The following is a 26,657-nucleotide window of genomic DNA, read 5'->3' on the forward strand; positions in this document are numbered from 1 at the left end:
TTCCGGCATGTGATCTCGTATCCCGGACGGTCCCTATCCGTCAGGCGGACGGCGGGAGATAGACGACGGTCGGCGCGCCGGTGGCGGGGTGCGTGCTGACCTCGGCGGTCACCCCGTAGACGGTGGCGAGCAGCTCGGCGGTGAAGACATCGTGCGGGGTACCGGAGGCGACGATCCGGCCTTCCTGGAGGACATAGACACGGTCGCAGTAGTACGCGGCGAGGTTCAGATCGTGCAGGGCCAGCAGATTGGTGGTCCCGGACTCCCTGATCAGGGTGAGGATGTCGAGCTGGTAGCGGATGTCGAGGTGGTTGGTCGGTTCGTCGAGTACGAGCAGGGCGGGCCGCTGGACCAGGGCGCGGGCGACCAGCGCGCGCTGGCGTTCGCCCCCGGAGAGTGAGGGGAAGGCGCGGTCGGCGAGGGCGGCGATCCCGACGCGGTCGAGGGCGGCTTCGGCGAGGGCCGTGTCGGCGGCGGTGTCCGCCTCCCAGAAGCGTTTGTGCGGGGAGCGGCCCATCGCGACGACCTCGCGGACGGTCAGCTCGAAGTCCGGCTGTCCGTCCTGCGGGACGGTGGCGACGCGGCGGGCCCTGGCCTTGGGGGGCATGGTGAGCAGGTCGTCGCCGTCGAGCAGGGCCCGTCCGTGGCTGGGGCGGAGCGTTCCGTAGACACAGCGCAGGAGGGTGGTCTTGCCGCTGCCGTTGGGGCCGACGAGGCCGACGGTCTCGCCGGGGGCGGCGGTCAGGTCGGCGCTGTCGACGAGCCGGCGGCCGTCGGCGGCGTAGGAGAGTCCTTCGAGCCGGAGTGTCGCCGTCATGCGGGGGCTCCTTCGGGGCGGCGGCGCATCAGCCACAGGAGGGCGGGGCCGCCGGTGAGCGCGGTGAGGACGCCGACGGGCACGTCCTGGGGCGCGGCGACGGTACGGGCCGCGAGGTCGGCGGCGACGAGGAGGACGGCTCCGCCCAGCGCCGCGACCGGCAGCAGGGCCCGGTGGCCCGCGCCGACGACCATTCTGGCGGCGTGCGGGACGAGCAGTCCGATGAAGCCGACGGCGCCGCTCGCGGCCACCAGCACGCCGGTGACCAGGGAGGCGAGGACGAAGACCGCGGCGCGGAAGCGCCCGGTGTCCAGGCCCAGCACGGTCGCGCCCTCCTCGCCCGCCAGCAGCAGATCGAGCGGCCGGGCGAGCGCCATGAGCAGCGTGGTGCCGAGGGTGAGGACGGTCGCGGGCAGGACCAGGGTGGACCAGCGGGCGCTGCCGAGGCCGCCGAAGGTCCAGTAGACGGCTTCCTGGAAGTGCTCGGGGCGGGCCGAGATGATCAGGATGAGGGTGGTGAGCGCGGAGAGGATGTACGAGACGGTGACCCCGGCGAGGACGAGCCTGCCGCCGGTCATCGTGGACCGGCGGCGGGCCAGCCCGTACACCAGCGCCAGTGCGACGAGCGAGCCGGCGAAGGCCGCGGCGGGCATGGCGACGGTGGTGGTGATCCCGCCGCCGATGCCGAGGACCATGACCAGTACGGCGCCGGCGGACGCTCCGGAGGAGATGCCGAGGAGGAAGGGGTCGGCGAGCCGGTTGCGTACGAGCGCCTGGAGGACGGTGCCGACGACGGCGAGCCCGGCGCCGACGACCACGCCGAGCAGCACGCGGGGCAGCCGTACGTCGAGCACGATGGTGCGGAAGGGGCCCGGCTCGGCGCCGCCGGTGAGGATGGTGATCACCTGGCCTGGCGGGATGCGTACGGAGCCGAGGGCGAGGCCCGCCACGACGGCCGCGGCGAGCGCCGCGGCGAGGCAGCCGAGCACCAGGGTGTAGCGCAGCCGCCCGTGGCCGGGCGGGGTGGTCCGGGTCATGGCCGGGGGCTTACTTGACGGACTCGGGGTGGAGTTGCGCGGCGAGCCGTTCGATGGCGTCGGGCGCGCGTACGCCGAGGACCACGTCCGAGAGCGGCATGACGGCGAACCGCTTGTTCCTGATGGCCGGTACGTCCTTGAGCACGGGGTCCTCCAGCAGCCGCTTCTTCTTCTGGGCGACGGTGGTGGAGCCGTAGTCGTAGATGACGATGACATCGGGCTTGCGGGCGACGACCTGTTCCCAGGTGGCGTCGCCGAAGGACTTGTCGAGGTCGGCGAAGACATTGCGGCCGCCGGCGCGGGTGATCAGTTCGTTGCCGATGCCCTTGCCGCCGGCGGTGAAGGCGGTCTTGTCGCCGCTGTCGTAGACGAAGACGGAGAGCGGCTCGACGCCCTTGAGCAGGGCCGCGGTGTCCGTGACCGTGGTGCGGGCGTCGGCGATCCACTTCTCGGCGCGGTCGGCGACGCCGAAGGTGCGGCCGGTCTCGCGGACCTCCTGGTAGATGTCGTCGAGGGAGGTCCTGTCCTTCGGGCAGTTCTCCAGGTTGAGCCGGGTGTCGATGCCGGCGGCCTTGAGGTCGTCGCGGCCCCGGCCGTCCTTGGCGGCGAAGGCGCTCGCGTAGCCGCCGTAGACGAAGTCGGGGTTGGCGGCGAGCAGCCGCTCCTTGGAGGGGTACTCCTTGGCCAGCACCGGGACGCTCTGGTACGCCTTCTCGTAGGCGGGGAGTATCCGGTCGTCCAGCCAGGCGGTGCCGACGAGGGACTTCTCCAGGCCGAGCGCCAGCATCACTTCGGTGACGTGCTGGTTCATGGTGACGACCCGCTTCGGCGGCGCCTGATAGGTGGTTTTCACCCCGCAGTTGGTGACGGTGTACGGGAAGCCGGGCGCGGTGGTCGCGGCCCGCGCGCCGTCCTCCGTGTCCGTGGTGGTGGAGCCGCCGCAGGCGGTGAGCGGGAGCAGTACGGCGGTGATGACGGCGGGCGCGAGCGCACGGCGGCGCCGGGACAGCACAGACACGGCAGGGCCTCCTCCGGGGGATTTCCGCGTCCCCTGGCTGGTGGGAGAAGGGCGGCAGGTCAGTTCCTGGCTGCCAAGCTGGGCTTGGTCACAGTGGCGGGACCGCGCCGGATTCACACCGGCTTCCTGATCCCCACCGCCTCGGTTCGGCGCTCAGTTTGTCAGACAGTCCGAGCGCCGCGATCAGCGCCTCAGACGATCTCGACGTCCTCTTCCGTGACCTCGCCCTCGACGATGCGGTACGAGCGGAACTGGAAGGGGCCCGCGTCGTCGTGATCGGCGGTGGAGACGAGGACGTAGTGCGCGCCCGGCTCGTTGGCGTAGGTGATGTCCGTACGGGAGGGGTACGCCTCGGTCGCGGTGTGCGAGTGGTAGATGATCACCGGCTCTTCGTCGCGGTCGTCCATGTCCCGGTAGAGCTTGAGCAGATCCGCCGAGTCGAACTCGTAGAAGGTGGGCGAGCGTGCGGCGTTGAGCATGGGGATGAACCGCTCGGCCCGGCCGGTCCCGGCGGGACCCGCGACCACGCCGCACGCCTCGTCGGGATGGTCGGCGCGCGCGTGCTCGACGATCTTGTCGTGCAGGGCCTGGGTGATGGTGAGCATGGAGAGAATATAAAGGGACGAGCACGGCCCCCGGATCCGGGAGGGAGTCTTCCGGTTCCAGGGGCCGTCACGGTCTCGGCGGGCTATTCCGCGGAGGCGTACTCCCTGGCGGGGTCGCCCACCGTGGCGCGCGGGGCGCGGCGCTTGAGGAGCTGCCAGCCGATCAGGAGACCGACCGCCCAGACCGCCCCCACATAGAGGGAGATCCGCGCGTCCTCGTCGTACGCGATCAGACAGGTGACCAGGGCCAGGAAGCCCACGGCGACCCAGCTGAACACCGAACCGCCCGGGGCGGGGAACGACGAGGCGGGCAGCCGGCCCGCCCGTACCCCGCGGCGGTAGCGGATATGGCTGAGCAGGATCATCATCCAGGTCCAGACACCGGCGGCGGTGGCCACGGACGTCACATAGCCGAAGGCCTTCTCCGGGACGATGTAGTTGAGGACCACACCGATGCCCATGAGGGCGACGGAGACGGTGATGCCGAACGCCGGGGTCTTGCGGGAGTTGAGCCTGCCGAAGAGCTTCGGCGCCTCGCTGTTGGCGGCGAGGTCGCGCAGCATCCGGCCGGTGGAGTACATGCCCGAGTTGCAGGACGAGAGCGCGGCGGTCAGCACCACGAAGTTGACGATGCCGGCCGCGAGCGGGATGCCCATCTTCTCGAAGGCGTGGACGAAGGGGCTGGCGCCCGCCGAGAACTCGGTCCACTTGACGACCGCGAGGATGACAGTCAGCGCGCCCACGTAGAAGACGATGATGCGCCAGGGCAGTGTGTTGATCGCCTTGGGGAGGGTCTTCTCCGGGTTCTCGGACTCGCCCGCGGTGACGCCGACCAGCTCGACGGCGAGATAGGCGAACATCACGCCCTGAAGGGTCATCAGGCTGGAGCCGATGCCGTTGGGGAAGATCCCGTCGTGTGCCCAGAGGTTGGAGGCGGCGGCGGTGTCACCGGCGTCGGAGAAGCCGAGGGTGAGCACACCGAGACCGATGACGATCATTCCGATGATCGCGGTGACCTTGATCATCGAGAACCAGAACTCGACCTCGCCGAAGATCTTCACCGAGATCAGGTTGACGCCGAAGAGCACCACCAGGAAGACCAGGGCACTGACCCACTGGGGGATCTGCGGGAACCAGAAGTGGATGTAGATGGCCGCGGCGGTCAGTTCCGCCATCCCGGTGACGACCCACATCAGCCAGTACGTCCAGCCCGTGGCGAAGCCGAAGAACGGACCGAGGAACTCTCTGGCGTACTCCGCGAAGGAGCCGGAGACCGGCCGGTAGAGGAGCAGCTCGCCGAGCGCCCGCATGATGAAGAAGATCACGACGCCGGCGAGGGCGTACATGAGGATGATGCTGGGTCCGGCCTTGGCGATATTCGCTCCGGCACCCATGAAGAGCCCGACGCCGATGGCGCCGCCGATGGCGATCATCTGGACCTGACGGCTGCCGAGCCCGCGCTCGTAGCCCTCCTCCGGGGCGCTGCCACCCGTCGGTCCTCCGGCGGTCCCGTCGCCGCCGTACTCCTTGTCGACCTGCGCAGAGGTCATGGTCGTGCGCCCTTTCTCCATGCAGATCCGCGCCGTGCTCGGCCGCGGACCAGTTCCCGATCCCCCCGGATATGGATGGAGTGCCGCCGGCGGTCGGCCGGCCGAAGCACCCCCGGGGACAGGGGTGGCGTCCCCGGGGGGTCGTGCAGATCTATCACGGCGGACCGGGCGTTCAGCGGAGCACTCTGTGGCGCAGGCCACAGGGAGAAGCGGACGAATCGCACCGCGAACCGCAAAGGTCGCCGGAGCGGTGACGGGATCGTTATGGCGAATTGAGCGTCACCTGAGCGTACGGAAGACGGCCTTCCGGGAACGGGCATATGACACACGGGAGTCAGGGCATGAGGGTTTCGACGAGGGACTCCTGGAGCGCGCCGAGCCAGAGGTACGCCATCACCATCGGCTTGCGCGGATCGGAGTCGGGCAGCCGGTACAGCTCGCCGCCCTCGTCCTCGTCGGAGACCTCCAGGCGCGTGCCGATGGTCAGCCGCAGATCGTTGAGCGCGCCGAGCCAGTGCCGGCAGTCGTCGGAGGTCAGCTTGAGTACGGCCGCGCCCCCCTCCTCCACGGCGAGCGCGTCCAGCGTGCGGACCAGCGCCATGCCGTCCTCCCGCTTGCGGCCGCGCAGGTCGTTCTCCGTGAACCGTCTGAACTCCGAGGAGAACTCGCGCAGTTCGTCGTCGTCATCGCCGTACGCGTCCGGGAAGAGCCGGGCCAGCGCCGGATCGGCGGGCGGCTCGCTGGGGCCCTCGCTGAAGAGCGAGGCGAGCGGGTCCTCGCCCTGGGCCGGCTCGTCGCCCGGCCCTATCAGCTCCAGCAGCTGCACGGCGAGCGAGCGCAGGATCGAGATCTCGACCTCGTCGAGCGCGACGGCGGCGCCACCGCCCGGGATCGCCTCGAACTGCCCGGCCATCAGGCGCGGTCCTGCGAGAGGGTGGCCCACAGCCCGAATCCGTGCATCGCCTGCACGTCGCGCTCCATCTCCTCGCGGCTGCCGCTGGAGACGATCGCGCGGCCCTTGTGGTGGACGTCCAGCATCAGCTTGTGCGCCTTGTCCTTCGGATAGCCGAAATAGGTCTGGAAGACATACGCCACATAACTCATCAGGTTGACCGGGTCGTTGTGCACGATCGTCACCCAGGGCACGTCGGGTTCGGGGACGGCGAAAGTCTCCTCGGCCGATTCGGGGCGTTCGATCTCAGTCGGGGCAACACTCACGGTTCGGGACGACCTTCTTCTCTGCGGGGGCGTGCCGGAATTCACAGCCTCACATGAACCATGCTGCCACCCGTCGCGGCGTGTCGCACAAACGGCCACGAGAAATCGTCAAGGTGACGAGTATTGGGTAGCATCGTCCTATGAACACTGCGGACCTTGGATTGCCGGTCGCTGTCCCGTCGACCGCGCTCTTCACCGATCAGTACGAGCTGACGATGCTCCGGGCCGCGCTCCGGGGTGGCACGGCCGACCGGCGCTCGGTCTTCGAGGTCTTCACCCGGCGGCTGCCCGCGGGGCGCAGGTACGGGGTCGTGGCCGGCACCGGACGCGTCCTGGACGCCGTGGAGAACTTCCGGTTCGACGCGGATGTCCTGGGCTTCCTCGGGGAGCAGGGGATCGTGGACGAGGCGACCCTCGGGTGGCTGGCCTCGTACCGCTTCAGCGGGGACATCTGGGGCTATCCGGAGGGCGAGGTGTACTTCCCGGGCTCGCCGATCCTGCGGGTCGAGGGCTCCTTCGCCGAGTGCGTGCTGCTGGAGACCGTGATCCTGTCGATCCTCAACCATGACTCGGCGATCGCCGCGGCGGCCTCCCGGATGGCGGCGGCGGCGAGCGGGCGCGGGCTCATAGAGATGGGCGCGCGCCGTACGCACGAGCTGGCCGCCGTCGCCGCGTCGCGCGCCGCGTACGTCGGAGGTTTCGACACCACCTCGGATCTGGCGGCCGGGTTCCGCTACGGCATTCCGACGGTGGGCACCAGCGCGCACGCGTTCACCCTCCTGCACGACAGCGAACGGGACGCCTTCCGGGCGCAGATCGACTCGCTCGGCCGCGGGACGACGCTGCTCATCGACACGTTCGACGTGGCCGAGGCCGTACGGACCGCCGTGGAGATCGCGGGCCCCGAACTCGGCGCCGTCCGGATCGACTCCGGCGATCTTCTGCTGGTCGCGCACCGGGTACGGCAGCAGCTGGACGAGCTGGGCGCGGTGAACACCAAGATCGTGGTGACCTCCGACCTGGACGAGTACGCGATCGCCTCGCTGGCGGCGGCGCCGGTGGACGCGTACGGCGTCGGCACCCAGCTGGTCACCGGCAGCGGGCATCCGACCTGCTCGATGGTGTACAAGATCGTCGCCCGTGCGACCTCGGCCGACCCGAAGGCCCCGCTGCACCCCGTGGCGAAGAAGTCGCTGGGCGGCAAGACCTCCATCGGCGGCCGCAAGTGGGCCGCGCGCCGGCGGGACGCCGAGGGGTACGCCGAGGCCGAGGTGGTCGGCACGGGCCCCGTACCGCCGGAGCTGCTGGACCGGCAGCTGCTGGTGCAGCTGGTCAAGGGCGGCGAGATCGTCGCGCGCGAGCCGCTGGACGCCGTGCGCGAGCGGCATATCGCGGCGCGCGCGGGGCTGCCGATGTCGGCGATCCAGCTGTCGCGGGGCGAGCCCGTGATCCCGACCGAGTACGTGTGAGGCGGACGGGGCGGTGGTAGCCGTGGGAAAAGGGGAATCCGCCGACACGCCCCACCCCCCGACCCCCTGCCGTCACGGGAGCGGAGTCTCTAGGCTCGCCCTCAAGGATCGAAAACGTCCCCGAACAGTCCCCGTCGCCCGCGCCCGCTCCCCGCTCCCGCACCGGCACCCGCTCCCCATCGAAGGATGACCGCCATGCACCGCGCATTGATCGTCGTAGACGTGCAGAACGACTTCTGTGAGGGCGGCAGCGTCCCGGTGGCGGGTGGTGCCGAGGTGGCCGCCGCCGTCACCGATCTGATCGGCCGCGCGACCCCCGGATACCGGTATGTGGTCGCCACCCGTGATCACCACATCGACCCCGGTGATCACTTCGCGACTCCCCCGGCCGTCGCGGACTTCGTCCACACCTGGCCGGTGCACTGCGTGGCGGGCACGGAGGGCGTGGGTTTCCACCCGAATTTCGCCCCGGCTGTCGCCTCCGGCGCGATCGACGCGGTCTTCGACAAGGGGGCGTACTCGGCGGCGTACAGCGGCTTCGAGGGCGCCGACGAGAACGGCGTCCCGCTGGCGGAGTGGCTGCGGTCGCGTGCGGTCGCCGAGGTCGATGTGGTCGGTATCGCCATGGACCACTGCGTACGCGCCACGGCCCTGGACGCGGTCCGTGAGGGCTTCGTCACGCGCGTCCTGCTCGATCTGACCGCGGGCGTGAAGCCGGAGACCACGGAGCGGGCCATGGAGGAGCTGCGGGAGGCGGGCGCTGAGCTGACCGGGCGGCCGGTCGTCCACGCCGCCTGAGACGCTTCCCCGGCTTCCCCCGGGCTTCCCCGGCTTTCCCGACCGCTCCCGGCCCCCGCCCCGGGCCCTCTGGCCCCTCCGGCACGCCCGTCGGTACCCCGGTCAGTACCCCGCCCGCGCCGGGGGCCTCAGCAGCGCGCGTATCGGCTGCCAGAGCTGCTCCAGACACTCCGGTGTGGTCCGCCACAGCAGGCCGTCCGGGTGATGCAGCACCGCGGTGATCTCGTCCGGTGTCGGGGGCTCCGCGTTGCCCCGCAGATAGACCGCCCGCAGCCCCAGGTTCCGCAGCCTGGTCAGGGCGCGGGCCCGGTTCGCGGCGTGCACCAGAACGCGCACCGTACCGCCCTCGGCCGCCGGGCTGGGCAGGGTCAGTGCCACCACCACCGTGCCGTTCGGGAGCTTGCTGAAACCTCCGCCTGCCATGTCCTTCATCTCCCCCGTGAGACATCGTGTCAATAAGAGATCGTAGGACGCACCTAAACACGATCGGCCGCCGCCCGCTAGAGGGCGACGGCCGATCACGTACTTGACCTGCGGTTACTTGAGGTTACTTGGTCGAGGGACCCACCTTGACCGTCATCGTCTGCCCGTCCAGGGGCTGGCTGACGATGCTGATCTTGGTGTTCGTGTCAGTTACCCGGACGCTTCCGCCCTTGTTCTCCTCGCTCCAGTAGGTGCCCTTGCGGTCGTCGAAGACCGGGACACCGAGCTGGGGCGCGATCCGCGTCAGCTTGTCCGCCTTGTGCAGCGACAGACCGGACGTCGGCCACCAGCTGAACGCCGCGTCGTACGACTGGATCCTGTTGCGCATCAGCGTGCCGTCCGCCCACTTCAGCGGCTTGGCGTGGGCGTCGATCGGCAGGATCAGGCCCTCGCCCGGGTGCTGGCTGGTGTTGTTGTCCTTCTGCGAGGTGTCCCACTGCCAGATCAGCAGACCGGGCTGGTACGCGAAGTGCTCGACCTTGCCGTCGAGCGGCGCGGAGAAGCCGAAGTTGTACGGGCCGACCTTGAGGGTCTTGTCGTACGAGACGTACTGACGGTTCTCGGCGATGTAGTACTGGTCGTAGTCCTGGGTGAAGGACTCACCGATACGCGAGAAGCCCTTCGCGGTCCAGCCCGCGTCGTCGCCCTCGGCGTTGTCCGTGAACACCGGCGCGCCGTCGGCGGTCAGGTTGATCTCGTCCGCGGCGAAGCCCTTGCCGGCCACACCGCCGTCCGTCTGGTAGCGGAAGCGGAGGTCGATCTTCTTGCCCGCGTAGGCGTCCAGCGGGAAGACGAGCTTCTTGTAGGCGCCCGAGACACCGGTCAGCGCCGGCTTGTCGGCGGCGTCACGCGTAATCGACTTGCCGTCGGCCGTGCCGTCCACCGGCGTGTAGTTGGCACCGCCGTCCGTCGACACCTCGGTGTAGAGGTAGTCGTAGTCGGCCTCGATGTCCCACCAGCCCTGGAGCTCCAGCGACGCCGTGGACTTGCCGGTCAGATCGACCGAACGGGTGAGGGTGTTCTTGAGGTCGTCACCCATGTCGCTCCACCACTGCTTGGCGCCCTCGGTGGGCTTCACCACGCTGGTGGTCGTGGACTTCTTGGGCAGCTCGACGACGAGCGCCTGCGGGTTCTTGGTGTTGTACGCCGAGACGCCCAGCTTGTGGGTGGAGTTCGTCGCGGCCTTGGCCTCGGCGTAGTTGAGCCAGCCGAGCTGGAGCTTGTCCCAGGCGGTCATGTCGCCCGGCAGGTCGCCAATCGCGTCCTTGCCGGTGCCCAGCCAGGAACCCGACGACATCAGGGACCAGAAGGCGGTGGAGTTCTCGCCGCCCGAGGTGTCGTACAGGTCGGGCAGACCCAGGTCGTGGCCGTACTCATGGGCGAAGACACCGAGGCCGCCGTTCTCCGGCTGCATGGTGTAGTCGCCGACCCAGATGCCGGTGTCGCCGATCTGCGCACCGCCGGCCTTGTTGTCGGCCGGACCCGTGCTGCCCGCGTTGGTGCCGTACGCGTACCAGCGGTGGGCCCACAGGGCGTTCTCGCCCTGGACGCCGCCGCCGGCCGACTCGTCCTCGCCCGCGTGCACGATCTGGAAGTGATCGATGTAGCCGTCGGGCTCGTTGAAGTCGCCGTCGTTGTCGAAGTCGTAGCGGTCCCACTGGTCGTACTGGGCGAGGTCCGCCTTGATCTCGGCGTCCGTCTTGCCCTGCGCCTTCTGGTCCGCGGTCCAGGCGTTGACGCCGTCGCGCACCGCGTCCCAGACGTTGGCGCAGTTGGTGCTGCCGCAGTAGTTCGAGCCGTAGCGGGCCTCGTTGTAGTCGACCTTGACCCAGTCGGAGACCTCGCCCTCGACCGAGTAACGGCCGGAAGAGGTCTTCTCGTAGTAGGTCTTGAGCGACTCCTTCTGCTTGCCGCTCGCGTCCTTGCCCTCGCCGAAGTAGAGGTCCTGGAAGTGCGCCTGGTTGTAATCGGCCTGCCAGGCGGTGGAGTTGTCGACCTTGCGGTCGGGCTCGGCTATCTCGTTGTGCAGGGGGCCGGGCTCGCCGCCGTACTTCTTGACGGGCGGCAGCGGTCCGTCGGGACCGTCCGGGTCGTACATGGTGGTGTCGTCGACCTTGTCGCCGAACTCCACGAGGATGGTGAAGATCTTGTCGGTCTTCTCCCGGCCCAGCTCGACGTACTTCTTGTTGTCGAGCTTGACCACCTGGGAGCCGCCGCGCTTCTGCACGGTGGCGTCACCGGCGATGACCTGCTGGAGAGCCGCCTCGCGCTGCTGTTCCTGCTGCTTGCTGAACGGGCCTTCCAGGTCGTGCTCGACATGGCCCTTCTGGGGCGCCGGGTCACGGCGCTCGATGTCCGCGGAGCCGGACGCGGGGTTGCTCTGGGCCTGGGCCGTGGTGAAAGCTGAAGCCGTCGCCGCGGTCGCGGCCAGCGCCACGATCACCGCGGACAGTCTTCTCGCCCGTCGATTTCTGATCACTTGATGCTGTTCCTCCCCGGCGCACGCGATCCGCGGACCGGGGGTGAGGGATCCGCGCGCGTATGCGCGTCATAAGTGACGACATTGGACCGGAGTTGAAGGAGAAAAGACAGACCTTGACTTGAACTGGCCAACTGCACTATGCGGCCTTCCAGTTCCGCTATCCGGACATGACTCCGGAGTAGGCGAATTTCGGACAACCAGCGCACCGATCCGGCCCATTGGCGGGGGGTGTGACTCGATGCGCCCCCCGTGCACCGGCACCGTGGGTGAGGTCACGCTTACTACTCGCTCCGCTCGGGCATCCACCGTCGTAGAGTCGCTTGGCAGTGCGACCCGCCCTGCGGCGTACGTGCGAGATATGCGCAATACCCCCAACACCCCCGAAAACCCCAACACCCCCGAATATGACGCCCCGAGGGACGGATTCCGCCATGCCGCGTCCGACTGCCGCACAGCTCGCCTATGGCACCGCCACCGTCGTCTGTTCCACCCTCGTCATGCTGATGCTCTCCGGCACCACCGCCGGTCTTGGCATCGCGGTGATCGGGCTCGCCGCCCTCAGCCTGGGGCTGCTGGTCGCCGTCACCATCCCCGCCGGCTCGGCCAACGGCCGTACCGCGACGGCGCGTACGGCCCCCACGCCGCGGCCCGCCACGCCCCCGGCGACAAGCGCCCCGAGGCCGGTACCGGGCGCCGAGGCCCGGCTGGGCCAGCACTCACTGCGCCGCTGACACCACGACCGTCCTGGCGGCCTTGTCGTGCAGACCCTGCCGGTAGGGCCTGCTGGTCACGATCGACACGATGATGATGGCCCACCAGATACAGAGGCAGCACAGCAGCGCCGGCACCCAGAGCACCGCCGCGCGCAGCAGCGCGGAGCCGGTATCGGGGACCGAGCCGTCGTTCAGCATCGCGACACGCAGCTTCAGCCAGCGCTTGCCGAGGGTCTGCCCGTACTTCCGGTTCATCAGGGTGTCGTAGCCGACGTACAGCACGATCGAGATGACCGACCAGATCCACTGCGTGCCGGTATTCACCTGATTGGTGACCTCGTCCCACGCGCCGGTGTTGTTCGCGGTGTTCCAGCCTCCGACGAACAGCGACACGATCCCCAGCGGGATGAAGATGATCAGGGCGTCGATGACCCGGGCCAGGAACCGCGTGCCGAACGGAGCGAGCGGCGGCATCCCGGCGAGCGGATCCGTGCCGCCGTACGGTCCCCCGCCATAGGCGTTCGAGTCGTACGGCGAGCCCGGGGGCGGCTGTCCACCGGCGCCGCCGTAGGGGGCACCGTACGGGGAGTCGTACGGTCCCCCCCGCGGCGGGCCCTGCGACGACGGAGGCCCCTCGGGCGGAGGCTCCCCGGGCGGGGGCCCCTGCGGCTTCTTGAGGAAAGGGTCTTCCTCCGGGGGCTCGCCGGGCGGCGGCTGATCATGGCTCATACGGGCAGTGCATCGCGCCGGGCAGGGGCCCGCAACGGCTTGCCCGCCGTTCGGAGGAACGCCCCGGCCGGTGACGGGACAAGTGTCAGGTCACCGGCCTCGGCTCAGCCGGACACGAAAGTGCGGGCCGCCTTGTCGTGCCAGCACTGCCGCCAGGGCCGGTCGATCAGACACCAGAGCACATTGACGACACCCACGACGAGCAACCCCAGCACGCCGTAGACGAGCCAGCGGCGCAGGGCGGCGCCGAACGCCGGGGCCTCATGGGACTCGATGTCCCGCACGTCGAGACCGCACAGCTTCTTGCCCAGCGTACGGCCCCATTTGGCGGTCGGCAGCGCCTCGTACAGCGCCCCGACGATCAGCAGCGCGGCGAGCGCGGCGCCCAGATACGCCCCGGTCGTGCCGTCGAGCAGCCAGACCGTGACGGTCTCCCCGGTCCGCTCGGCCACCGCGATCTTGTCGTCGATATGGGCGAGGGCCCTGGAGACGAGCGGATACGCGATGGCGCCGACGATCGCGCCCAGCACGACGGTGTCGATCAGCCGGGCCGCGAACCGCTTGCCGAGGGCCGCGGGCCTGGCGTTCGCCTGAGCCTGCGCGGCTTGCAGGAACGGGTCGTTGACCGGCGGCTTCCACGGCACGACGGGCTGGTCCGGCTGATCGGGCCGCGCGAGCGGGTGCGCCTGCTGGGCCCAGGACGCGGCGCCGCCCCCGGCGCCGGGGCTGACCGGCGCGTGCTGACCGCCCGCCGACGGGGAGTGCTGCGGTCCGGGAAGCCTCGGCCGCTCCGCCACCCGGCCCGTGCCGTCGGCGCCCTGGGCCGGCACGCCGGGGGCCGTGGTGCCCTCGGACCGCGCCGTGGCGCCCGCCGGGGCGTCCTCGTCCTTCGCGCGGCGCGCGGCGCGCAGGGCGCGGATGGCCATGGTGCTGTCGACGGCCCCCGGACCGCCCTCGTGAGGCGCCGGTGTCCTGCGCATATCGGCCGGGCCTTCGGCGCCGCCGGTCCCGGTCCCGGAGCCGGCGCCCGCGCCCTCTCCCGAGCCGGGCCTGACGCCGCGTCGCAGGGCGCGGATCGTGACCGTGCCGTCGGTGAGCGGTGGACCGTCGCCGGAGCCGGAACCTGAGCCCGAACCTGGCCCTGAGCCCGAGCCGAAATCGGACCCGGACCCGGCGCCGGAGCCGGAATCCGGGCCGGCGCCCGAGCCGGGACCCAGAGCGCGTACCCCGGGCAGGGCGCCGCCGGTCGGATCGCCGGGCGTGGGCGCGGGCAGTTCACGGGCGGGCTCGGGCGCCGGGCCCGGAACGCGCGGATCCGGCCGGGCCGCTCCCCAGGACACCCGGGCGTCGCGCTCACCGCCGAAGCCGGTCTGCCGCGAGGCGTCGGCCTGCCACGCGGACGCCGGTTCCTGACGGGGCTCCTGGCGGGGTCCCTCGGGAGGGTCCTCGTCGAAGAAGACCGGCCCGGTCTCCTCGACGGCGGCGGACGGCGCGGAGGTGGCCGGGGTCGCCGGGGAGGTACCGGGCGTCGCCTCACCGTCCTGCGGCGCGGGCCGACTCGTGCCGGGCACCCAGGCGGCGCCGTTCCAGTACCGGACATATCCAGGGATGGACGGGTCCGGATAAAACCCTTCCCGGGGTACGTTCCCGCCGTCACCAGGAGGAGTAGCCACTGACCCCAACTCCGTTCACTCACACCATTGTCCAAGGAGGACAGTAACGAAGAACACGAGGCCCCGAGGAAGGAGACCGGCAGAAACGACCGCGTTCCCGCGGCGGACCGCGGACGCCGATGCGAAGCGTGAAGTCCCGGGGTGGGATTCGTTCGTCAGGGCGTACGGGACACCGTACGCATGTGCCCCGCCCGCAACGAGCCGGAAGTCCCGGAAAATTCATCGCCGAAGTCGCGTCATAGTCGGCGGGGCAGCGCCTCTCCACTGGTACGGCCCCCGCGTCGGGCCGCTCGCCAGGAAAGGAAGTGCCGCTCATGCACACCGTGGTGGAACGCGAACTGGAACTGAATCTGGTGCTGTCGCCCGAGCGCGGCATCCCTGTCCCGGCCCGGCTGGTCTATCGCACGGACGATCCGTACGCCGTGCACATCACCTTCCATATCGGCTCGGACACCCCCGTGAACTGGACCTTCGCCCGCGAACTGCTGGTGGAAGGGGTGTTCAGGCCCTGCGGGCACGGCGATGTGCGGATCTGGCCGACGAAAATCGACGGGCGCACCGTCCTCTGTGTCGCCCTTTCCTCGCCCGACGGCGACGCGCTGCTGGAGGCGCCCTGCGCGGCGGTGTCCGCGTGGCTGGAACGGACGCTGCGGATCGTGCCGCCGGGTACGGAGTCCGAGCAACTCGGGCTCGACGACGGGCTGGCCGCGCTGCTGGCCCCGACGCCGGCCGACGATCTGTGGCTGCGGGCCCCCTGGCCCTCGGACGAGTCGGTGGACGACGAGGCCTAGGTCGTGTCTTCAAAGTCCCGCCGGTGCGCGCGGGCCGTCTCGCGCGGGGAGCGCGGGGGCGGTCACGCGCGCGGCGGCCTCAGAAGAGCTTTCCCGGGTTGAGCAGGCCCAGCGGGTCGAAGGTCCGTTTGATGCCCCGCTGCAACTCCAGCCCCACCGGCCCCAGTTCGCGCGACAGCCACTCCTTCTTGAGGGTACCGACACCATGTTCGCCGGTGATCGTGCCGCCGAGTTCGAGACCGAGCGCCATGATCTCGTCGAAGGATTCCCGGGCCCGCCGTGACTCGTCCGGGTCGGCCTGGTCGAAGCAGACGACGGGATGGGTGTTGCCGTCGCCCGCGTGGGCGCAGACGCCGATGGTCAGGTCGTACTTCCCGGCGATGGCCGCCGTGCCGTCGAGCATCTCGGCGAGGCGCGAGCGGGGCACGCACACGTCGTCGATCATGGTGGCCGACTTGACGGTCTCCAGCGCGGTGAGCGACAGCCGGCGGGCCTGGAGCAGCAGTTCCGACTCGGCGGCATCCTCGGCGGGGACCACTTCGGTGGCGCCGGCCGCGGTGCACAGCTCCCCGACGGCGGCCAGATCGGCGGCGGGGTCGGGGGTGTCGAAGGCCGCGAGCAGCAGCGCCTCGGTGGTGTCGGGGAGGCCCATGTTGGCCATCGCGTTGACGGCGCGGATGGTCGTACGGTCCATGAGTTCGAGGAGTGACGGCGTGTGACCGCGCTCCATGATCCGGCACACGGCGTCGCAGGCGGCCGCGGCGGAGGCGAACTCCGCGGCCAGGACGAGCTGCTGGGGCGGCTGTGGCCGGAGCGCGAGCACGGCCTTGACGACGATGCCGAGGCTGCCTTCCGAGCCGACGAAGAGCCGGGTCAGGTCGTAACCGGCGACGCCCTTTGCGGTGCGGCGGCCGGTGCTGAGAAGCCGGCCGTCGGCGAGGACGACCTCCAGGCCGAGGACATACTCCGCGGTGACGCCGTACTTGACGCAGCACAGCCCGCCGGACGCGGTGCCGATGTTCCCGCCGATGGTGCACATCTCCCAGCTGGACGGGTCCGGCGGGTAGTAGAGGCCCTGTTCACCGACGGCGCGGGAGAGTGCCGCGTTGATGACACCCGGCTCGACGACGGCGATCCGGTCGACGGGGTTGATCTCCAGGATCCGGTCCATCTTCGTCAGGGAGAGGACGATGCACCCGTCCGAGGCGTTCGCGGCGCCGGACAGCCCCGTACGGGCTCCCTGCGGGACGACGGGGACGCGCAGGGCGGTCGCCGTGCGCATCACATGCTGGACGTGCTCGACCGTGCGCGGCAGCACCACCACGGCGGGGGTGCCCGCCTCGCAGAAGCTGGCCATGTCGTTGGCGTAGGAGACCGTGACGTCAGGATCGGTGATCAGGGCTTCGGCGGGGAGCCCGGCCCGCAGCTGTGCGAGGAGATCGTCCATGATCCCAGACTCGCATCCGGGGCCATCGGTGTGAACCCGTCTGCGATCCACAACGGCAAACAGCGGTGTGCTCTTCATATTGACGCACAGTAATCGCCATGAACGCCATGAAAACGGAGCAGGTCAGACAGGTCAGAAGGGCGGCGCTGGCCGCCGGGGTGGGGGCGGTGCTCGTCGGGGGTGTGCTGCTGTTCGTCCCCGACGACAAAGGGGCGGCCGAGCTGGGCCCCGAGGCGCGGGCGATGGCCGCGGTGGGCGCGGGGGCGCCGGCCGCGCTGTCGGATCTGACCGCGCTCATCCGCGAGCGGGAGAGCTGGCTGCGGACACACCCGGAGGACGGACAGGCATGGGCGGTGCTCGGCTCGGCGTATGTGGAGCGCGGGGTCGCGGCGGCGGATCCGGCGTACTACCCGATGGCCGACCGGGCGCTCCAGCGGTCGCTGGCGGTGACCCGGGGCGGCTCCGGCGAGGCGCCGGCGAAGGACACGGGGTCCGGCGGGGACGGCGGGGGCGCGGAGGACGCCAAGCCCGGCAAGGGCGCTGTGACGGGCACCCCGGAGGCGCTAGTGGGGCTCGCCTCGCTGGCCAACGCGCGCCATGACTTCGTCGCGGCCAAACGGTGGGGCGAGTCGGTACGGGCCCAGCGGCCCGAAGCGTGGACGTCGTATCCGGTGCTGATCGACGCGTACACCGGTCTGGGCGACTACAAGGAGGCGGGCAGGGCGCTGGAGAAGCTGCGCGAACTGCACTCGGGCGCGCCGGTGCTGATCCGCGCCGCCGAGGTGTACCGCGACCGCGGCTGGCGCGAGGACGCGCTGGCCAAGGCCACCGAGGCGGCGGCGCACGCCGGATCGCCCGCGGAGCGCGCGAAGGCGCTGGACACGCTGGGCGAGCTGGCCTGGGAGCGGGGCGAGCCGACCGAGGCGCTGGGCCACCACGAGGCGGCGCTGGCGGCGGTGCGCGGCCGGGCCCAGTCACTGGCAGGACGGGCGAGGGCGCTGGCCTCGCTGGGCAGGACGGAGGAGGCGACCCGCGACTACCAGTCGGCGCTCGCCAAGCTGCCCCGGCCCGAATACGCCCTGGAGCTGGGCGAGTTGTACGACTCGCTGGGGCTGGACGGGGACGCCCAGACGCAGTACGAGACGCTGCGGGAACGGGCCGAGCGCGCGCGGGGCAACGGGGTGAACGAGGAACTGGTCCTCGGCCGCTTCGAGGCCGACCACGGCGATGCGCAGGCGGCGGTCTCGCGGCTGCGCGCGGAGTGGGCGCGGTCGCACCGGAGCATGGAGGTCGCGGACGCGCTGGGCTGGGCGCTGTACCGGGCGGGCCAGTCGCGCGAGGCGCTGGTGTACGCGACGAAGGCGACCGAGCCGGGGCGGCGGAGCGCGCTGTTCTCGTACCACCGCGGGGAGATCGAGCGGTCACTGGAGATGTACGGTCCGGCCCGCCGCCGTATCGAGGAGGCCCTGCGGACCGATCCGCACTTCTCGCCGCTGCTGGCGCCGAAGGCCCGGGAGGCGCTGGAGGCGCTTGGCGAGCCGGAGGAGGGCGGGCCGAGGGACTTCTACGGCTCGGGGCCCGAGAAGCCCACGCTGGAGCGGAGGGAGCTGTCGCCCCCGCCGCAGGTCTGAGCGTCCGGGCGCCGGAAACGGTGTGACGCGTGCCGGGGCCGGCCGTCGGCCCCGGCACGCGTCGTGCGTCGCGCGTCGCGCGTTCGGTCACGCGTTTCGCGTTTCGCGTTTCGTCACGCGCTCCGTCAAACGCGCTCCGTCAGAGGTTGCCGCGCTTCTCCTGCTCGCGCTCGATCGCCTCGAAGAGCGCCTTGAAGTTGCCCTTGCCGAAGCCCATCGAGCCATGGCGCTCGATCATCTCGAAGAAGACGGTCGGCCGGTCCTGGACGGGCTTGGTGAAAATCTGCAGCAGATACCCGTCCTCGTCGCGGTCCACCAGGATCTTCAGCTCACGCAGCGTCTCCACGGGCACCCGCGTCTCGCCCGCCCACTCGCCGAGCGTGTCGTAGTACGAGTCCGGGGTGTCGAGGAACTGCACACCCGCCGCCCGCATCGCCCGTACGGACGCGACGATGTCGTTCGTGGCGAGCGCGATGTGCTGGACGCCGGCCCCGCCGTAGAACTCCAGATACTCGTCGATCTGCGACTTCTTCTTGGCGATCGCCGGCTCGTTGATCGGGAACTTCACCTTGAGCGTGCCGTCCGCGACGACCTTCGACATGAGCGCGGAGTACTCGGTGGCGATGTCGTCGCCCACGAACTCCTTCATGTTCGTGAAGCCCATGACCTTGTTGTAGAAGCCGACCCACTCGTTCATCTTCCCGAGCTCGACATTGCCCACGCAGTGGTCGATGGCCTGGAAGGTGCGCTTGGCGGCGGGCTCGACGATCGGGGCCGCGGCGGCGAAGCCCGGCAGATACGGGCCGTCGTACCCGGAGCGCTCGACGAGGGTGTGGCGGGTCTTGCCGTATGTGGCGATCGCGGCGAGGACGACCGTGCCGTGCTCGTCCTTGAGCTCGTACGGCTCCTGGATGCCGCGGGCGCCGTGCTCGGTGGCGTACGCGTACGCGGCACGCGCGTCCGGCACCTCGATCGCGAGGTCGACCACGCCGTCGCCGTGCTCGGCGACATGGTCCGCGAGGAAGCGGCCCCCCTCGGTGGACGGCTTGATGACGGAGGTGAACACGAAGCGGGCCGCCCCGTTGGTGAGGACGTAACTCGCGGTCTCGCGGCTGCCGTTCTCCGGTCCGGAGTAGGCGACGAGCTTCATGCCGAAGGCCGTGGAGTAGTAGTGCGCGGCCTGCTTGGCGTTGCCGACGGCGAAGACGACCGCGTCCATTCCCTTGACCGGGAAGGGGTCGGCCTCGCGCGGGGTGTGGGGAGCGGTATCGATGTGCATCGAGGTGTCAGCCATGGCCTCAGACTCCCGCCGTTCCACAAGGTGCGCAACAGTTCTCTGATTCGCTGGGCAATATGTAGAGCGGAAGGCGAGAATGGCGGGGCTATCTGCACAGGATGACTACGTTTGATCTGGCAACGCCTTGGGGAGCGGACCATGAGCATCGACGGACTCGACGGCCGGCTGATCGTGCTGCTCGCGCGCGAGCCCAGGATCGGGGTGCTGGAGGCATCGCGCCGGCTCGGGGTGGCCCGGGGCACGGTGCAGGCGCGGATCGACCGGCTCCAGTCGAACGGGGTGATCAGGGGATTCGGCCCGACCGTGGATCCGGCCGCCCTCGGCTACCCCGTGACCGCCTTCGCCACGCTGGAGATCAAGCAGGGCCAGGGCAATGATGTACGGGCCCATCTGGCGACCGTCCCCGAGGTGCTCGAACTGCACACCACCACGGGTCAGGGAGACATGCTCTGCCGTCTCGTGGCCCGCTCCAACGCCGATCTGCAGCGGGTGATCGACCGGGTCGTCGGTTTCGAGGGCATCGTGCGGGCCGCCACCGCGATCGTCATGGAGAACCCCGTACCGCTGCGGATCATCCCGCTGGTGGAGCAGGCGGCCGAGGACTCCGCCGGGGAGGGATTCATCAGGAAGGGGTGACCCTTCGCGGGGTCCTCCCCAGGACGTGCTCCCGGCCCCACAGGCCGAGCGGTTCGAGGGCGGCCCCGAGGGCGACACCACGTCCGGTCAGCGCGTACTCGACACGCGGCGGGATCTCGTCGTACACCTCACGGGAGACGATGCCGTGCGTCTCCAGCTCACGCAGCTGGCTGGTGAGGACCTTCTCCGTGACGCCGGGGAGCATCCGGCGGAGCTCACCGAAGCGCCGCGGGCTCTCGTCCAGCGCCCAGAGGATCAGCACCTTCCACTTTCCGCCGATCACATCCATGGCCGCGTCGATGCCGCAGTGATACGCGTCGGGCGCGCCCGGCCTGCCGACGGTCGCCATCGTGCTCGGCCTCCCTCTCTTCGGACTCTCTTCGGTCTCTCTTCGGTCTCTCCGGTCCGACCTGGTCACATACCTCGGGGGAACCACCCACTTCGGAGTGCGTACTTGTCGGTCCCCGGGTTGTCGACCAGCTTATTCGTCATGACCGACAACATTTCTGACGCACTTTCCTCTGCCTCTTTCTCTTCTTCTGCCTCTTCCCGTTCCGTCTCGCTGCTCGGGCTCGGGGCCATGGGTACGGCCTTCGCCCGCGCCTGGCTCGCCGCCGGATACTCCGTGACCGTCTGGAACCGTACGCCGGGCCGGGCCGACGCCCTGGTGGCCGAGGGCGCCACGCCCGCCGCGAGCGCCGCCGCGGCGGTGGCCGCGAACACGCTGGTCGTCACCTGTCTGCTGGACGACGCCTCGGTCGGCGCGGCGCTGGAGGATGCCGATCTGACCGGCAAGGACCTGGTGGACATCACCACCGGGACCCCGGCGCAGGCGCGGGCGCGCGGCGAGTGGGCCGCGGCACGCGGGGCCCGTTTCCTCAGCGGCGGGATCATGGCCGTACCGCCGATGGTCGGGATTCCCGAGGCCGGCGGCTATGTCTTCTACAGCGGATCGCCCGAACTCTTCGACGCGCACCGGGTGGCTCTGGCGGTGCCGGTCGGCACGCGTTATGTCGGGGCGAACGCCGGTCATGCCGCACTCCAGGACGTGGCGCTGCTGAGCGGGATGTACGGCATGCTCGCGGGCGTCACCCACGCCTTCGCGCTGGTGCGCGGGGAGGCGGGGATCTCACTGAAGGAGTTCACCCCGCTGCTGACCGGCTGGCTGATGTCGATGTCCCCGGTGGTCGAGCAGATCGCCGGGCAGCTGGAGAGCGGCGACTACACGTCGGACGTGGCCTCCAACCTGGCCATGCAGGTCGCGGGGGTGAAGACCTTCGTGGGGACGGCGCACGAGCAGGGGGTGAGCCCTGAGCTGCTGACCCCGTACTTCGACCTGATGAAGCGCCGACTCGCGGGGCCGGAGGCGCTGGAAGGCGGTCATGAGGCGGGGGCGGAGGGTCTCACCGGGCTCGTCGACCTGCTGACGTCCGCCGACAGCGACGACAGCACCGACAGCACCGGCTGACGTCGGCGGCGGGCCGGGGACACCGACGGCAGCGGGAACGCGTCAGCAGCTGGGGACGTCGCCGCCCCGCTCCAGCGCCCGGAGCGCCGACACCGCGCCCTTGAGCGTGCTGACCGGGATCAGCCGCATCCCCTTCGGCAGCTCGGTCCGGGCGTCGCCGCACTCCGCCTTCGGGACGAGGAAGACCGTGGCCCCGTCGCGCCCCGCGGCCTGGGTCTTCAGGGACACTCCGCCGACCGGGCCGACCTCGCCGTCGCCGGTGATCGTGCCCGTACCCGCGATCTTGCGGCCACCGGTCAGATCACCGCCCGAGCCGTCGCCGTCGAGTTTGTCGACGATGCCGAGGGCGAAGAGCAGTCCGGCGCTGGGGCCGCCGACATCGGCGAGATGGAGGCCGACGTCGACGGTCTTCGGATCCTTGCCGAGCAGGCCGAGGGCGGCTTCGGTCGCGGAGTTCTGGGACTTCACCATGTCCTGGGTGTTGTGCCGCTCGATCTCCTTGTCGGACTCGCCGGACGGGTAGACCGCGTCGCGCGGCAGCACGGCGCGGTCCGTACGGAACCAGCCCTCGATCACATCGCCGAAGTCGACATCGGCGGAGGGGCCGGTCGCCACGATGGTCGTCATCCGCAGCTGTCCCTCGGTCTTCCTGGTGGGCGCCCCGCTGATCGTGATGATCTGCCGGCCCTGGTCCGTGCCGAGGACATCCGCGGTCATCCCCGGCTGTGCCACGGAGTACGGCAGGGGCGCGGCCCCGACCACGGCGAACAGGGCGACGACCGGGACGGCGCAGAGGGCGAGGGCGCCGGGGCGCGAGAGACGAGAGAACACGGGTGTCAATCTATCTGGCGCGATCCGGCGCGCGGGACGGTGTGCTCGTGGGCGGCCGGTCCGGCCGGGCGGCGCGACAGGCCGGACCGGCCGCCCGGCCGGACCGGCACCCGGCCAGGGCTCAGCGCAGCGCGTCCGCCACTTCCCGGGCCGCGTCCACGACCCGCGGCCCCACCCGTTCGGGTACGGCGTCCGCGAGCATCACCACACCCACGCTGCCCTCTATCCCGGTCACCCCGATCAGCGCGGCGGCGGCCCCGCTCGCACCGGCCTCCAGCTCACCGTGGGTGAGGGTGCAGCGCGGCTCGGTGAGGGCGGCCTGCCGGGCGGCGAGTATCGCCTTGCCCGCGGCGCCCCGGTCGAGCGGATGACGGAAGCCGGCCCGGTAGGCGACGTGGTAGTCGGTCCAGGTCGGTTCCACGACCGCGACGGCCAGCGCCTCCGCCCCGTCCACCAGCGTCAGATGCGCCGTGGCGCCGATGTCCTCGGCGAGCGAGCGCAGGGCGGGCAGGGCGGCCTCCCGTACCAGGGGATGCACCTGGCGGCCCAGACGCAGCACGCCGAGGCCCACCCGGGCCCGGCCGCCCAGATCGCGGCGGACCAGGGCGTGCTGTTCGAGCGTGGCGAGCAGTCGGTAGACCACCGTCCTGTTGACACCGAGCTTGTTGGACAACTCGGTGACCGTCAGGCCGTGATCGGTGTCGGCGAGCAGTTTGAGGACGCGCAGTCCCCGGTCGAGCGTCTGGGAGGTCTCCGCGGTCACGACGCCTTCTCCTTCGGAGTGAGGCCGCCGGCGGGCCTCGGTACCACCGGCTCCGCTACGCGGCGGAGTTGCCACGGAGCGTTTACATTGCGGGGACACTAACCACGGACACCGCTCAGCGGAAGACCTCGTCCAGAATCCGGGCACAGAAAGAGAGTTGATCCCTATTCGCGGACAAAATCCCGCAGAACGCGGAATTGGTTCGATCATTCACGCCATACCGGACGGATATGAACCCCGAAGCGCCCGCCATCGGCCCATGGCCGTGGTCACGGCGCTCCGAAATCCCTACGACCTCTCTCGATCACCACTACGGCGTCCGCCGGATATCTCCACGGCATCACCGCATCCGGGTGGCCCACTCCCGTACCTTCGCGATCCGCTCCCGGATCTGCCCCGCCGTCGCCTCGGCGCTCGGCGGCCCGCCGCACACCCGGCGCAGCTCCGTATGGATCACGCCGTGCGGCTTGCCGCTCTGGTGGACGTACGCGCCGACCAAGGTGTTCAGCTGCTTGCGCAGCTCCAGCAGCTCCTTGTGGGACACCACGGGACGCCGCTCGGCGGGCAGCTCCAGCAGATCCGCCTCGGCGTCCGGCTTCTTGCGGCTGTGCGCGATCTGCCGCGCCTGCCGCTTCTGGAGGAGCAGTTGCACCTGGTCGGGTTCGAGCAGCCCGGGGATACCGAGGTAGTCCTGCTCCTCCTCGCTGCCCGGGTGGGCCTGCATACCGAATTCGGCGCCGTCGTAGAGCACCCGGTCGAAGACGGCGTCGGACTCCAGCGCCTCGAAGGGCAGCATGTCCTGCTCGCCGGTCTCCTCGTCCTGCTGCTTCTCGGCCTCCGCCATCTCCTTCTCGGACTCGGCGTAAGGGTCCTCCTCGCCGTTCTTCTTCGGCTTGTCGAGTACGTGGTCGCGCTCGACCTCCATCTCGGCGGCGAAGCCGAGCAGCCCCGGGATGGTGGGCAGGAAGACCGACGCAGTCTCGCCGCGCCGCCGTGAACGTACGAAACGGCCCACGGCCTGCGCGAAGAAGAGCGGGGTCGAGATGGTGGTGGCGTACACACCGACGGCCAGACGCGGTACGTCGACGCCCTCCGACACCATCCGGACCGCGACCATCCAACGGTCGTCGCCCTCGCTGAAGTCATCGATCCGCTTCGACGCGCCCGTGTCGTCGGAGAGGACGACGGTCGCCTTCGATCCGGTGATCTCGCGGATGAGCTTGGCGTACGCGCGCGCCGAGTCCTGGTCGGTCGCGATGACCAGACCGCCGGCGTCCGGGATGCCCTTGCGCACCTCGGTGAGCCGCTGGTCCGCGGCGCGCAGCACATTGGGCATCCAGTCGCCGCGCGGATCGAGCGCGGTGCGCCAGGCCTGTGAGACGGCGTCCTTGGTCATGGGCTCGCCGAGCTTGGCCGCGATCTCGTCACCTGCCTTGGTGCGCCAGCGCATATTGCCGCTGTAGCTGAGGAAGATGACGGGCCGGACGACGCCGTCGCCGAGGGCGTTGCCGTACCCGTAGGTGTAGTCGGCGGCCGAGCGGCGGATGCCGTCGGGGCCCTCCTCGTACGCCACGAAGGGGATGGGGTTGGTGTCGGACCTGAACGGCGTGCCGGTCAGCGCGAGCCGCCGGGTCGCGGGCTCGAACGCCTCAAGACAGGCCTCGCCCCAGGACTTGGAGTCGCCCGCGTGGTGGATCTCGTCCAGGATGACCAGGGTCTTGCGCTGCTCGCACCGGTTGCGGTGCAGCATGGGCCGCACCCCGACGCCGGCGTAGGTGATGGCGACGCCGTCGTACTCCTTGCTCACCGGCCCCGCGGAGTAGTCGGGGTCCAGCTTGATGCCGATCCGCGCGGCGGCCTCCGCCCACTGCTTCTTGAGATGCTCGGTCGGCGCGACGACGGTCACCTGCTGGACGACATGGTGGTGCAGCAGCCAGGAGGCGAGCGTCAGCGCGAAGGTCGTCTTCCCGGCGCCGGGGGTGGCGACGGCGAGGAAGTCACGCGGCTGCTGCTCCAAGTAGCGGCCGAGCGCTCCCTCCTGCCAGGCACGCAGCTTGTTCGCGGTGCCCCAGGGGGCGCGGCCGGGGAAGGCGGGTGAGAGGTGGTGGGAGGAGGCTGTAGTAGTCACGGTCTCCGGTTCGGGCGCGGGTCGGCTGGGTGGGGCGGGTACGGCTGGGTGGGGCGGGTACGTACGACAACCGGGCCACCCTACCGGTGGCGCGACGCGGTCCCGGTACGAATCGGACGGGGAGCGGCCAGGTGCGACGGGCGCCACATTCCGTACGGCGGGGCGGGGCGCTACGACGGATCGGCGGGCCGGTCGAGAGGGGCGAGAGCGGCGAGCCGGTCGCGGTGGGCCGGGGTCAGCCGGAGGTCCGCCGCGGCGACGTTCTCCTCCAGATGATCGATCCGGGCGGTGCCCGGGATCGGGAGGATGACCGGCGAGCGGTCGAGGAGCCAGGCGAGCGCGACTTGTGTGGGGGTGGCGTCGAGCTCGGCCGCCACGGCGGTGATCTCGGGGTCGGCGCCCGATGTGCCCCAGGCGACGGGGCGCCAGGGCAGGAAGGCGATCCCCGCCGCCTCGCAGGCCACGAGCACGGACTCGTGCTCGCGGTCGAGCACGCTGTAGCGGTTCTGCACGGACACGACGTCGATGATCTCCCGCGCCTGTTCGAGTTCCGCGACGGTGATCTCGGACAGCCCGAGCCGGCCCACCTTGCCCGCGGTCTGCAACTCCCGCAGCGCGCCGAGTTGGTCGGCGAGGGGCACCTCCGGATCGAGGCGGTGCAGCTGGAGCAGTTCGAGCCGCTCGACGCGCAGCCGGCGAAGGGCGTTCTCGACCTGGTCGCGCAGGACGTCCGGGCGGCCGTCGAGCCGCCACTCGCCCGTCTCGGCCGATCGCGCGACGCCGACCTTGGTGGTGACGAGCAGCCCGTCCGCGTAGGGGTGCAGGGCCTCGGCGAGGAGTTCCTCGTTGGCTCCCCCGCCGTACAGATGGGCGGTGTCGATCAGTGTGACGCCCAGCTCGACGGCCCGCCGGGCGACGCCGAGGGAGACCTCACGGGCCGGGCCCGGCTCCGTCGGCAGCCCCATCGCGCCGAACCCGAGCCGCCGTACGCTCAGGTCCCCGCCGATACGAAACGTGGTCGCTGTCATCGCGCCGCTCCCGCCCCCTCGGTCAAGGGTCAACGCTAACAGGGC

General features: G+C 70.5%; 25 protein-coding genes and 1 riboswitch. Of the genes, 7 read left to right on the forward strand and 18 right to left on the reverse strand.

The window, feature by feature from the left end:
• Positions 1 to 40: 40 nt before the first annotated feature.
• The 7 genes from M1203_RS31970 to clpS all read right to left on the reverse strand — a co-directional run bounded on the left by M1203_RS31970 (position 41) and on the right by clpS (position 6,245).
• A complete protein-coding gene (locus tag M1203_RS31970; protein WP_249953327.1) occupies positions 41 to 817 on the reverse strand; it encodes an ABC transporter ATP-binding protein in 777 nt (258 codons plus the stop codon).
• Positions 814 to 1,854, reverse strand: a complete 1,041-nt coding sequence (locus tag M1203_RS31975; RefSeq protein WP_249953328.1) for an iron ABC transporter permease — start codon at positions 1,852 to 1,854, stop codon at positions 814 to 816. The genes M1203_RS31970 and M1203_RS31975 overlap by 4 nt, the downstream gene beginning before the upstream one ends.
• Before the next feature lie 10 nt (positions 1,855 to 1,864).
• The gene (locus M1203_RS31980; protein ID WP_249953409.1) at positions 1,865 to 2,863 is read right to left on the reverse strand and encodes an ABC transporter substrate-binding protein; all 999 of its coding nucleotides are present in this window, start codon (positions 2,861 to 2,863) and stop codon (positions 1,865 to 1,867) included.
• A gap of 48 nt (positions 2,864 to 2,911) precedes the next feature.
• Positions 2,912 to 3,044: riboswitch (cobalamin riboswitch) on the reverse strand.
• A 19-nt stretch (positions 3,045 to 3,063) separates the two neighbouring features.
• Positions 3,064 to 3,477: a Mov34/MPN/PAD-1 family protein gene (locus tag M1203_RS31985; protein WP_249953329.1), complete on the reverse strand. Its 414-nt coding sequence runs from the start codon at positions 3,475 to 3,477 to the stop codon at positions 3,064 to 3,066.
• Positions 3,478 to 3,560: 83 nt separating this feature from the next.
• The gene (locus tag M1203_RS31990) at positions 3,561 to 5,027 is read right to left on the reverse strand and encodes an amino acid permease (RefSeq protein WP_249953330.1); all 1,467 of its coding nucleotides are present in this window, start codon (positions 5,025 to 5,027) and stop codon (positions 3,561 to 3,563) included.
• 334 nt (positions 5,028 to 5,361) lie between these two features.
• Positions 5,362 to 5,940, reverse strand: coding sequence for a DUF2017 domain-containing protein (locus tag M1203_RS31995; RefSeq protein WP_249953331.1), 579 nt, complete (start codon positions 5,938 to 5,940; stop codon positions 5,362 to 5,364).
• Positions 5,940 to 6,245 (reverse strand): ATP-dependent Clp protease adapter ClpS, encoded by a 306-nt coding sequence (gene clpS, locus M1203_RS32000; protein WP_030355090.1) that lies wholly within the window; start codon positions 6,243 to 6,245, stop codon positions 5,940 to 5,942. Before clpS ends, M1203_RS31995 begins: the two co-directional genes overlap by 1 nt.
• 140 nt (positions 6,246 to 6,385) lie before the next feature.
• Here clpS and M1203_RS32005 point away from each other — a divergent pair, with 140 nt between their 5' ends.
• Together M1203_RS32005 and M1203_RS32010 are read left to right on the forward strand one after the other, a co-directional pair.
• Positions 6,386 to 7,714, forward strand: coding sequence for a nicotinate phosphoribosyltransferase (locus M1203_RS32005; protein ID WP_249953332.1), 1,329 nt, complete (start codon positions 6,386 to 6,388; stop codon positions 7,712 to 7,714).
• Positions 7,715 to 7,909: 195 nt separating this feature from the next.
• The gene (locus tag M1203_RS32010; protein ID WP_249953333.1) at positions 7,910 to 8,512 is read left to right on the forward strand and encodes an isochorismatase family protein; all 603 of its coding nucleotides are present in this window, start codon (positions 7,910 to 7,912) and stop codon (positions 8,510 to 8,512) included.
• 102 nt (positions 8,513 to 8,614) lie between these two features.
• Here M1203_RS32010 and M1203_RS32015 read toward each other — a convergent pair whose 3' ends face one another.
• Positions 8,615 to 8,935 (reverse strand): hypothetical protein, encoded by a 321-nt coding sequence (locus M1203_RS32015; RefSeq protein ID WP_249953334.1) that lies wholly within the window; start codon positions 8,933 to 8,935, stop codon positions 8,615 to 8,617.
• Between the two features lie 124 nt (positions 8,936 to 9,059).
• On the reverse strand, positions 9,060 to 11,474 hold the full coding sequence (locus M1203_RS32020) for an immune inhibitor A domain-containing protein (protein ID WP_249953335.1): 2,415 nt from the start codon (positions 11,472 to 11,474) through the stop codon (positions 9,060 to 9,062).
• Between the two features lie 434 nt (positions 11,475 to 11,908).
• Here M1203_RS32020 and M1203_RS32025 point away from each other — a divergent pair, with 434 nt between their 5' ends.
• Positions 11,909 to 12,208, forward strand: coding sequence for a hypothetical protein (locus tag M1203_RS32025; protein ID WP_249953336.1), 300 nt, complete (start codon positions 11,909 to 11,911; stop codon positions 12,206 to 12,208).
• On the opposite strand, the gene M1203_RS32030 is transcribed toward M1203_RS32025, so the two are convergent.
• Positions 12,194 to 12,919 carry an RDD family protein gene (locus M1203_RS32030; protein ID WP_249953337.1) on the reverse strand — a complete coding sequence of 242 codons (726 nt, stop codon included), beginning with the start codon at positions 12,917 to 12,919 and terminating at the stop codon, positions 12,194 to 12,196. The genes M1203_RS32025 and M1203_RS32030 overlap by 15 nt on opposite strands.
• Before the next feature lie 104 nt (positions 12,920 to 13,023).
• Positions 13,024 to 14,592 carry an RDD family protein gene (locus M1203_RS32035; RefSeq protein ID WP_249953338.1) on the reverse strand — a complete coding sequence of 523 codons (1,569 nt, stop codon included), beginning with the start codon at positions 14,590 to 14,592 and terminating at the stop codon, positions 13,024 to 13,026.
• A 314-nt stretch (positions 14,593 to 14,906) separates the two neighbouring features.
• On the opposite strand from M1203_RS32035, the gene M1203_RS32040 reads away from it, so the two are divergent.
• Positions 14,907 to 15,383, forward strand: coding sequence for an SsgA family sporulation/cell division regulator (locus M1203_RS32040; RefSeq protein WP_249953339.1), 477 nt, complete (start codon positions 14,907 to 14,909; stop codon positions 15,381 to 15,383).
• Positions 15,384 to 15,462: 79 nt separating this feature from the next.
• On the opposite strand, the gene M1203_RS32045 is transcribed toward M1203_RS32040, so the two are convergent.
• On the reverse strand, positions 15,463 to 16,830 hold the full coding sequence (locus M1203_RS32045; RefSeq protein ID WP_249953340.1) for an FAD-binding oxidoreductase: 1,368 nt from the start codon (positions 16,828 to 16,830) through the stop codon (positions 15,463 to 15,465).
• Between the two features lie 98 nt (positions 16,831 to 16,928).
• Here M1203_RS32045 and M1203_RS32050 point away from each other — a divergent pair, with 98 nt between their 5' ends.
• Complete coding sequence (locus M1203_RS32050; protein ID WP_374404499.1) at positions 16,929 to 18,461, forward strand: hypothetical protein; 1,533 nt, start codon at positions 16,929 to 16,931, stop codon at positions 18,459 to 18,461.
• A 139-nt stretch (positions 18,462 to 18,600) separates the two neighbouring features.
• Here M1203_RS32050 and hppD read toward each other — a convergent pair whose 3' ends face one another.
• Positions 18,601 to 19,740, reverse strand: a complete 1,140-nt coding sequence (hppD, locus tag M1203_RS32055) for a 4-hydroxyphenylpyruvate dioxygenase (protein WP_249953411.1) — start codon at positions 19,738 to 19,740, stop codon at positions 18,601 to 18,603.
• Positions 19,741 to 19,896: 156 nt separating this feature from the next.
• On the opposite strand from hppD, the gene M1203_RS32060 reads away from it, so the two are divergent.
• Positions 19,897 to 20,394: an Lrp/AsnC family transcriptional regulator gene (locus tag M1203_RS32060; protein WP_249953341.1), complete on the forward strand. Its 498-nt coding sequence runs from the start codon at positions 19,897 to 19,899 to the stop codon at positions 20,392 to 20,394.
• On the opposite strand, the gene M1203_RS32065 is transcribed toward M1203_RS32060, so the two are convergent.
• Entirely contained in the window at positions 20,381 to 20,743 is a 363-nt protein-coding gene (locus M1203_RS32065) for a helix-turn-helix domain-containing protein (RefSeq protein WP_249953342.1), read from the reverse strand. The genes M1203_RS32060 and M1203_RS32065 overlap by 14 nt on opposite strands.
• A gap of 141 nt (positions 20,744 to 20,884) precedes the next feature.
• Between M1203_RS32065 and M1203_RS32070 the strand changes: the two genes are divergently transcribed.
• Positions 20,885 to 21,862, forward strand: a complete 978-nt coding sequence (locus tag M1203_RS32070) for an NAD(P)-dependent oxidoreductase (RefSeq protein WP_283959256.1) — start codon at positions 20,885 to 20,887, stop codon at positions 21,860 to 21,862.
• A 42-nt stretch (positions 21,863 to 21,904) separates the two neighbouring features.
• Here M1203_RS32070 and M1203_RS32075 read toward each other — a convergent pair whose 3' ends face one another.
• The 4 genes from M1203_RS32075 to M1203_RS32090 all read right to left on the reverse strand — a co-directional run bounded on the left by M1203_RS32075 (position 21,905) and on the right by M1203_RS32090 (position 26,612).
• Positions 21,905 to 22,693: a S16 family serine protease gene (locus M1203_RS32075; protein ID WP_249953344.1), complete on the reverse strand. Its 789-nt coding sequence runs from the start codon at positions 22,691 to 22,693 to the stop codon at positions 21,905 to 21,907.
• A 121-nt stretch (positions 22,694 to 22,814) separates the two neighbouring features.
• On the reverse strand, positions 22,815 to 23,456 hold the full coding sequence (locus M1203_RS32080) for an IclR family transcriptional regulator (protein WP_030355108.1): 642 nt from the start codon (positions 23,454 to 23,456) through the stop codon (positions 22,815 to 22,817).
• Positions 23,457 to 23,796: 340 nt separating this feature from the next.
• The gene (locus M1203_RS32085; protein WP_249953345.1) at positions 23,797 to 25,584 is read right to left on the reverse strand and encodes a DEAD/DEAH box helicase; all 1,788 of its coding nucleotides are present in this window, start codon (positions 25,582 to 25,584) and stop codon (positions 23,797 to 23,799) included.
• A 170-nt stretch (positions 25,585 to 25,754) separates the two neighbouring features.
• Positions 25,755 to 26,612, reverse strand: a complete 858-nt coding sequence (locus M1203_RS32090) for an aldo/keto reductase (RefSeq protein ID WP_249953346.1) — start codon at positions 26,610 to 26,612, stop codon at positions 25,755 to 25,757.
• Between the last annotated feature and the right edge of the window lie 45 nt (positions 26,613 to 26,657).

It is taken from the genome of Streptomyces sp. 35G-GA-8, assembly GCF_023534745.1.
Taxonomy (GTDB): Bacteria; Actinomycetota; Actinomycetes; order Streptomycetales; family Streptomycetaceae; genus Streptomyces.

Bases quoted from the DNA above. Each gene is read 5' to 3' on its own strand.
- M1203_RS31975 (WP_249953328.1), bottom strand. From the start codon at position 1,854: ATGACCCGGACCACCCCGCCCGGCCACGGGCGGCTGCGCTACACCCTG.
- hppD (WP_249953411.1), bottom strand. From the start codon at position 19,740: ATGCACATCGATACCGCTCCCCACACCCCGCGCGAGGCCGACCCCTTC.
- M1203_RS31985 (WP_249953329.1), bottom strand. From the start codon at position 3,477: ATGCTCACCATCACCCAGGCCCTGCACGACAAGATCGTCGAGCACGCG.
- M1203_RS31970 (WP_249953327.1), bottom strand. From the start codon at position 817: ATGACGGCGACACTCCGGCTCGAAGGACTCTCCTACGCCGCCGACGGC.
- M1203_RS32065 (WP_249953342.1), bottom strand. From the start codon at position 20,743: ATGGCGACCGTCGGCAGGCCGGGCGCGCCCGACGCGTATCACTGCGGC.
- M1203_RS32070 (WP_283959256.1), top strand. From the start codon at position 20,885: ATGACCGACAACATTTCTGACGCACTTTCCTCTGCCTCTTTCTCTTCT.
- M1203_RS32060 (WP_249953341.1), top strand. From the start codon at position 19,897: ATGAGCATCGACGGACTCGACGGCCGGCTGATCGTGCTGCTCGCGCGC.
- M1203_RS32025 (WP_249953336.1), top strand. From the start codon at position 11,909: ATGCCGCGTCCGACTGCCGCACAGCTCGCCTATGGCACCGCCACCGTC.
- M1203_RS32090 (WP_249953346.1), bottom strand. From the start codon at position 26,612: ATGACAGCGACCACGTTTCGTATCGGCGGGGACCTGAGCGTACGGCGG.
- M1203_RS32030 (WP_249953337.1), bottom strand. From the start codon at position 12,919: ATGAGCCATGATCAGCCGCCGCCCGGCGAGCCCCCGGAGGAAGACCCT.
- M1203_RS32040 (WP_249953339.1), top strand. From the start codon at position 14,907: ATGCACACCGTGGTGGAACGCGAACTGGAACTGAATCTGGTGCTGTCG.
- M1203_RS32050 (WP_374404499.1), top strand. From the start codon at position 16,929: ATGAACGCCATGAAAACGGAGCAGGTCAGACAGGTCAGAAGGGCGGCG.
- M1203_RS32045 (WP_249953340.1), bottom strand. From the start codon at position 16,830: ATGGACGATCTCCTCGCACAGCTGCGGGCCGGGCTCCCCGCCGAAGCC.
- M1203_RS32015 (WP_249953334.1), bottom strand. From the start codon at position 8,935: ATGGCAGGCGGAGGTTTCAGCAAGCTCCCGAACGGCACGGTGGTGGTG.
- M1203_RS31990 (WP_249953330.1), bottom strand. From the start codon at position 5,027: ATGACCTCTGCGCAGGTCGACAAGGAGTACGGCGGCGACGGGACCGCC.
- M1203_RS32005 (WP_249953332.1), top strand. From the start codon at position 6,386: ATGAACACTGCGGACCTTGGATTGCCGGTCGCTGTCCCGTCGACCGCG.
- M1203_RS32010 (WP_249953333.1), top strand. From the start codon at position 7,910: ATGCACCGCGCATTGATCGTCGTAGACGTGCAGAACGACTTCTGTGAG.
- M1203_RS31995 (WP_249953331.1), bottom strand. From the start codon at position 5,940: ATGGCCGGGCAGTTCGAGGCGATCCCGGGCGGTGGCGCCGCCGTCGCG.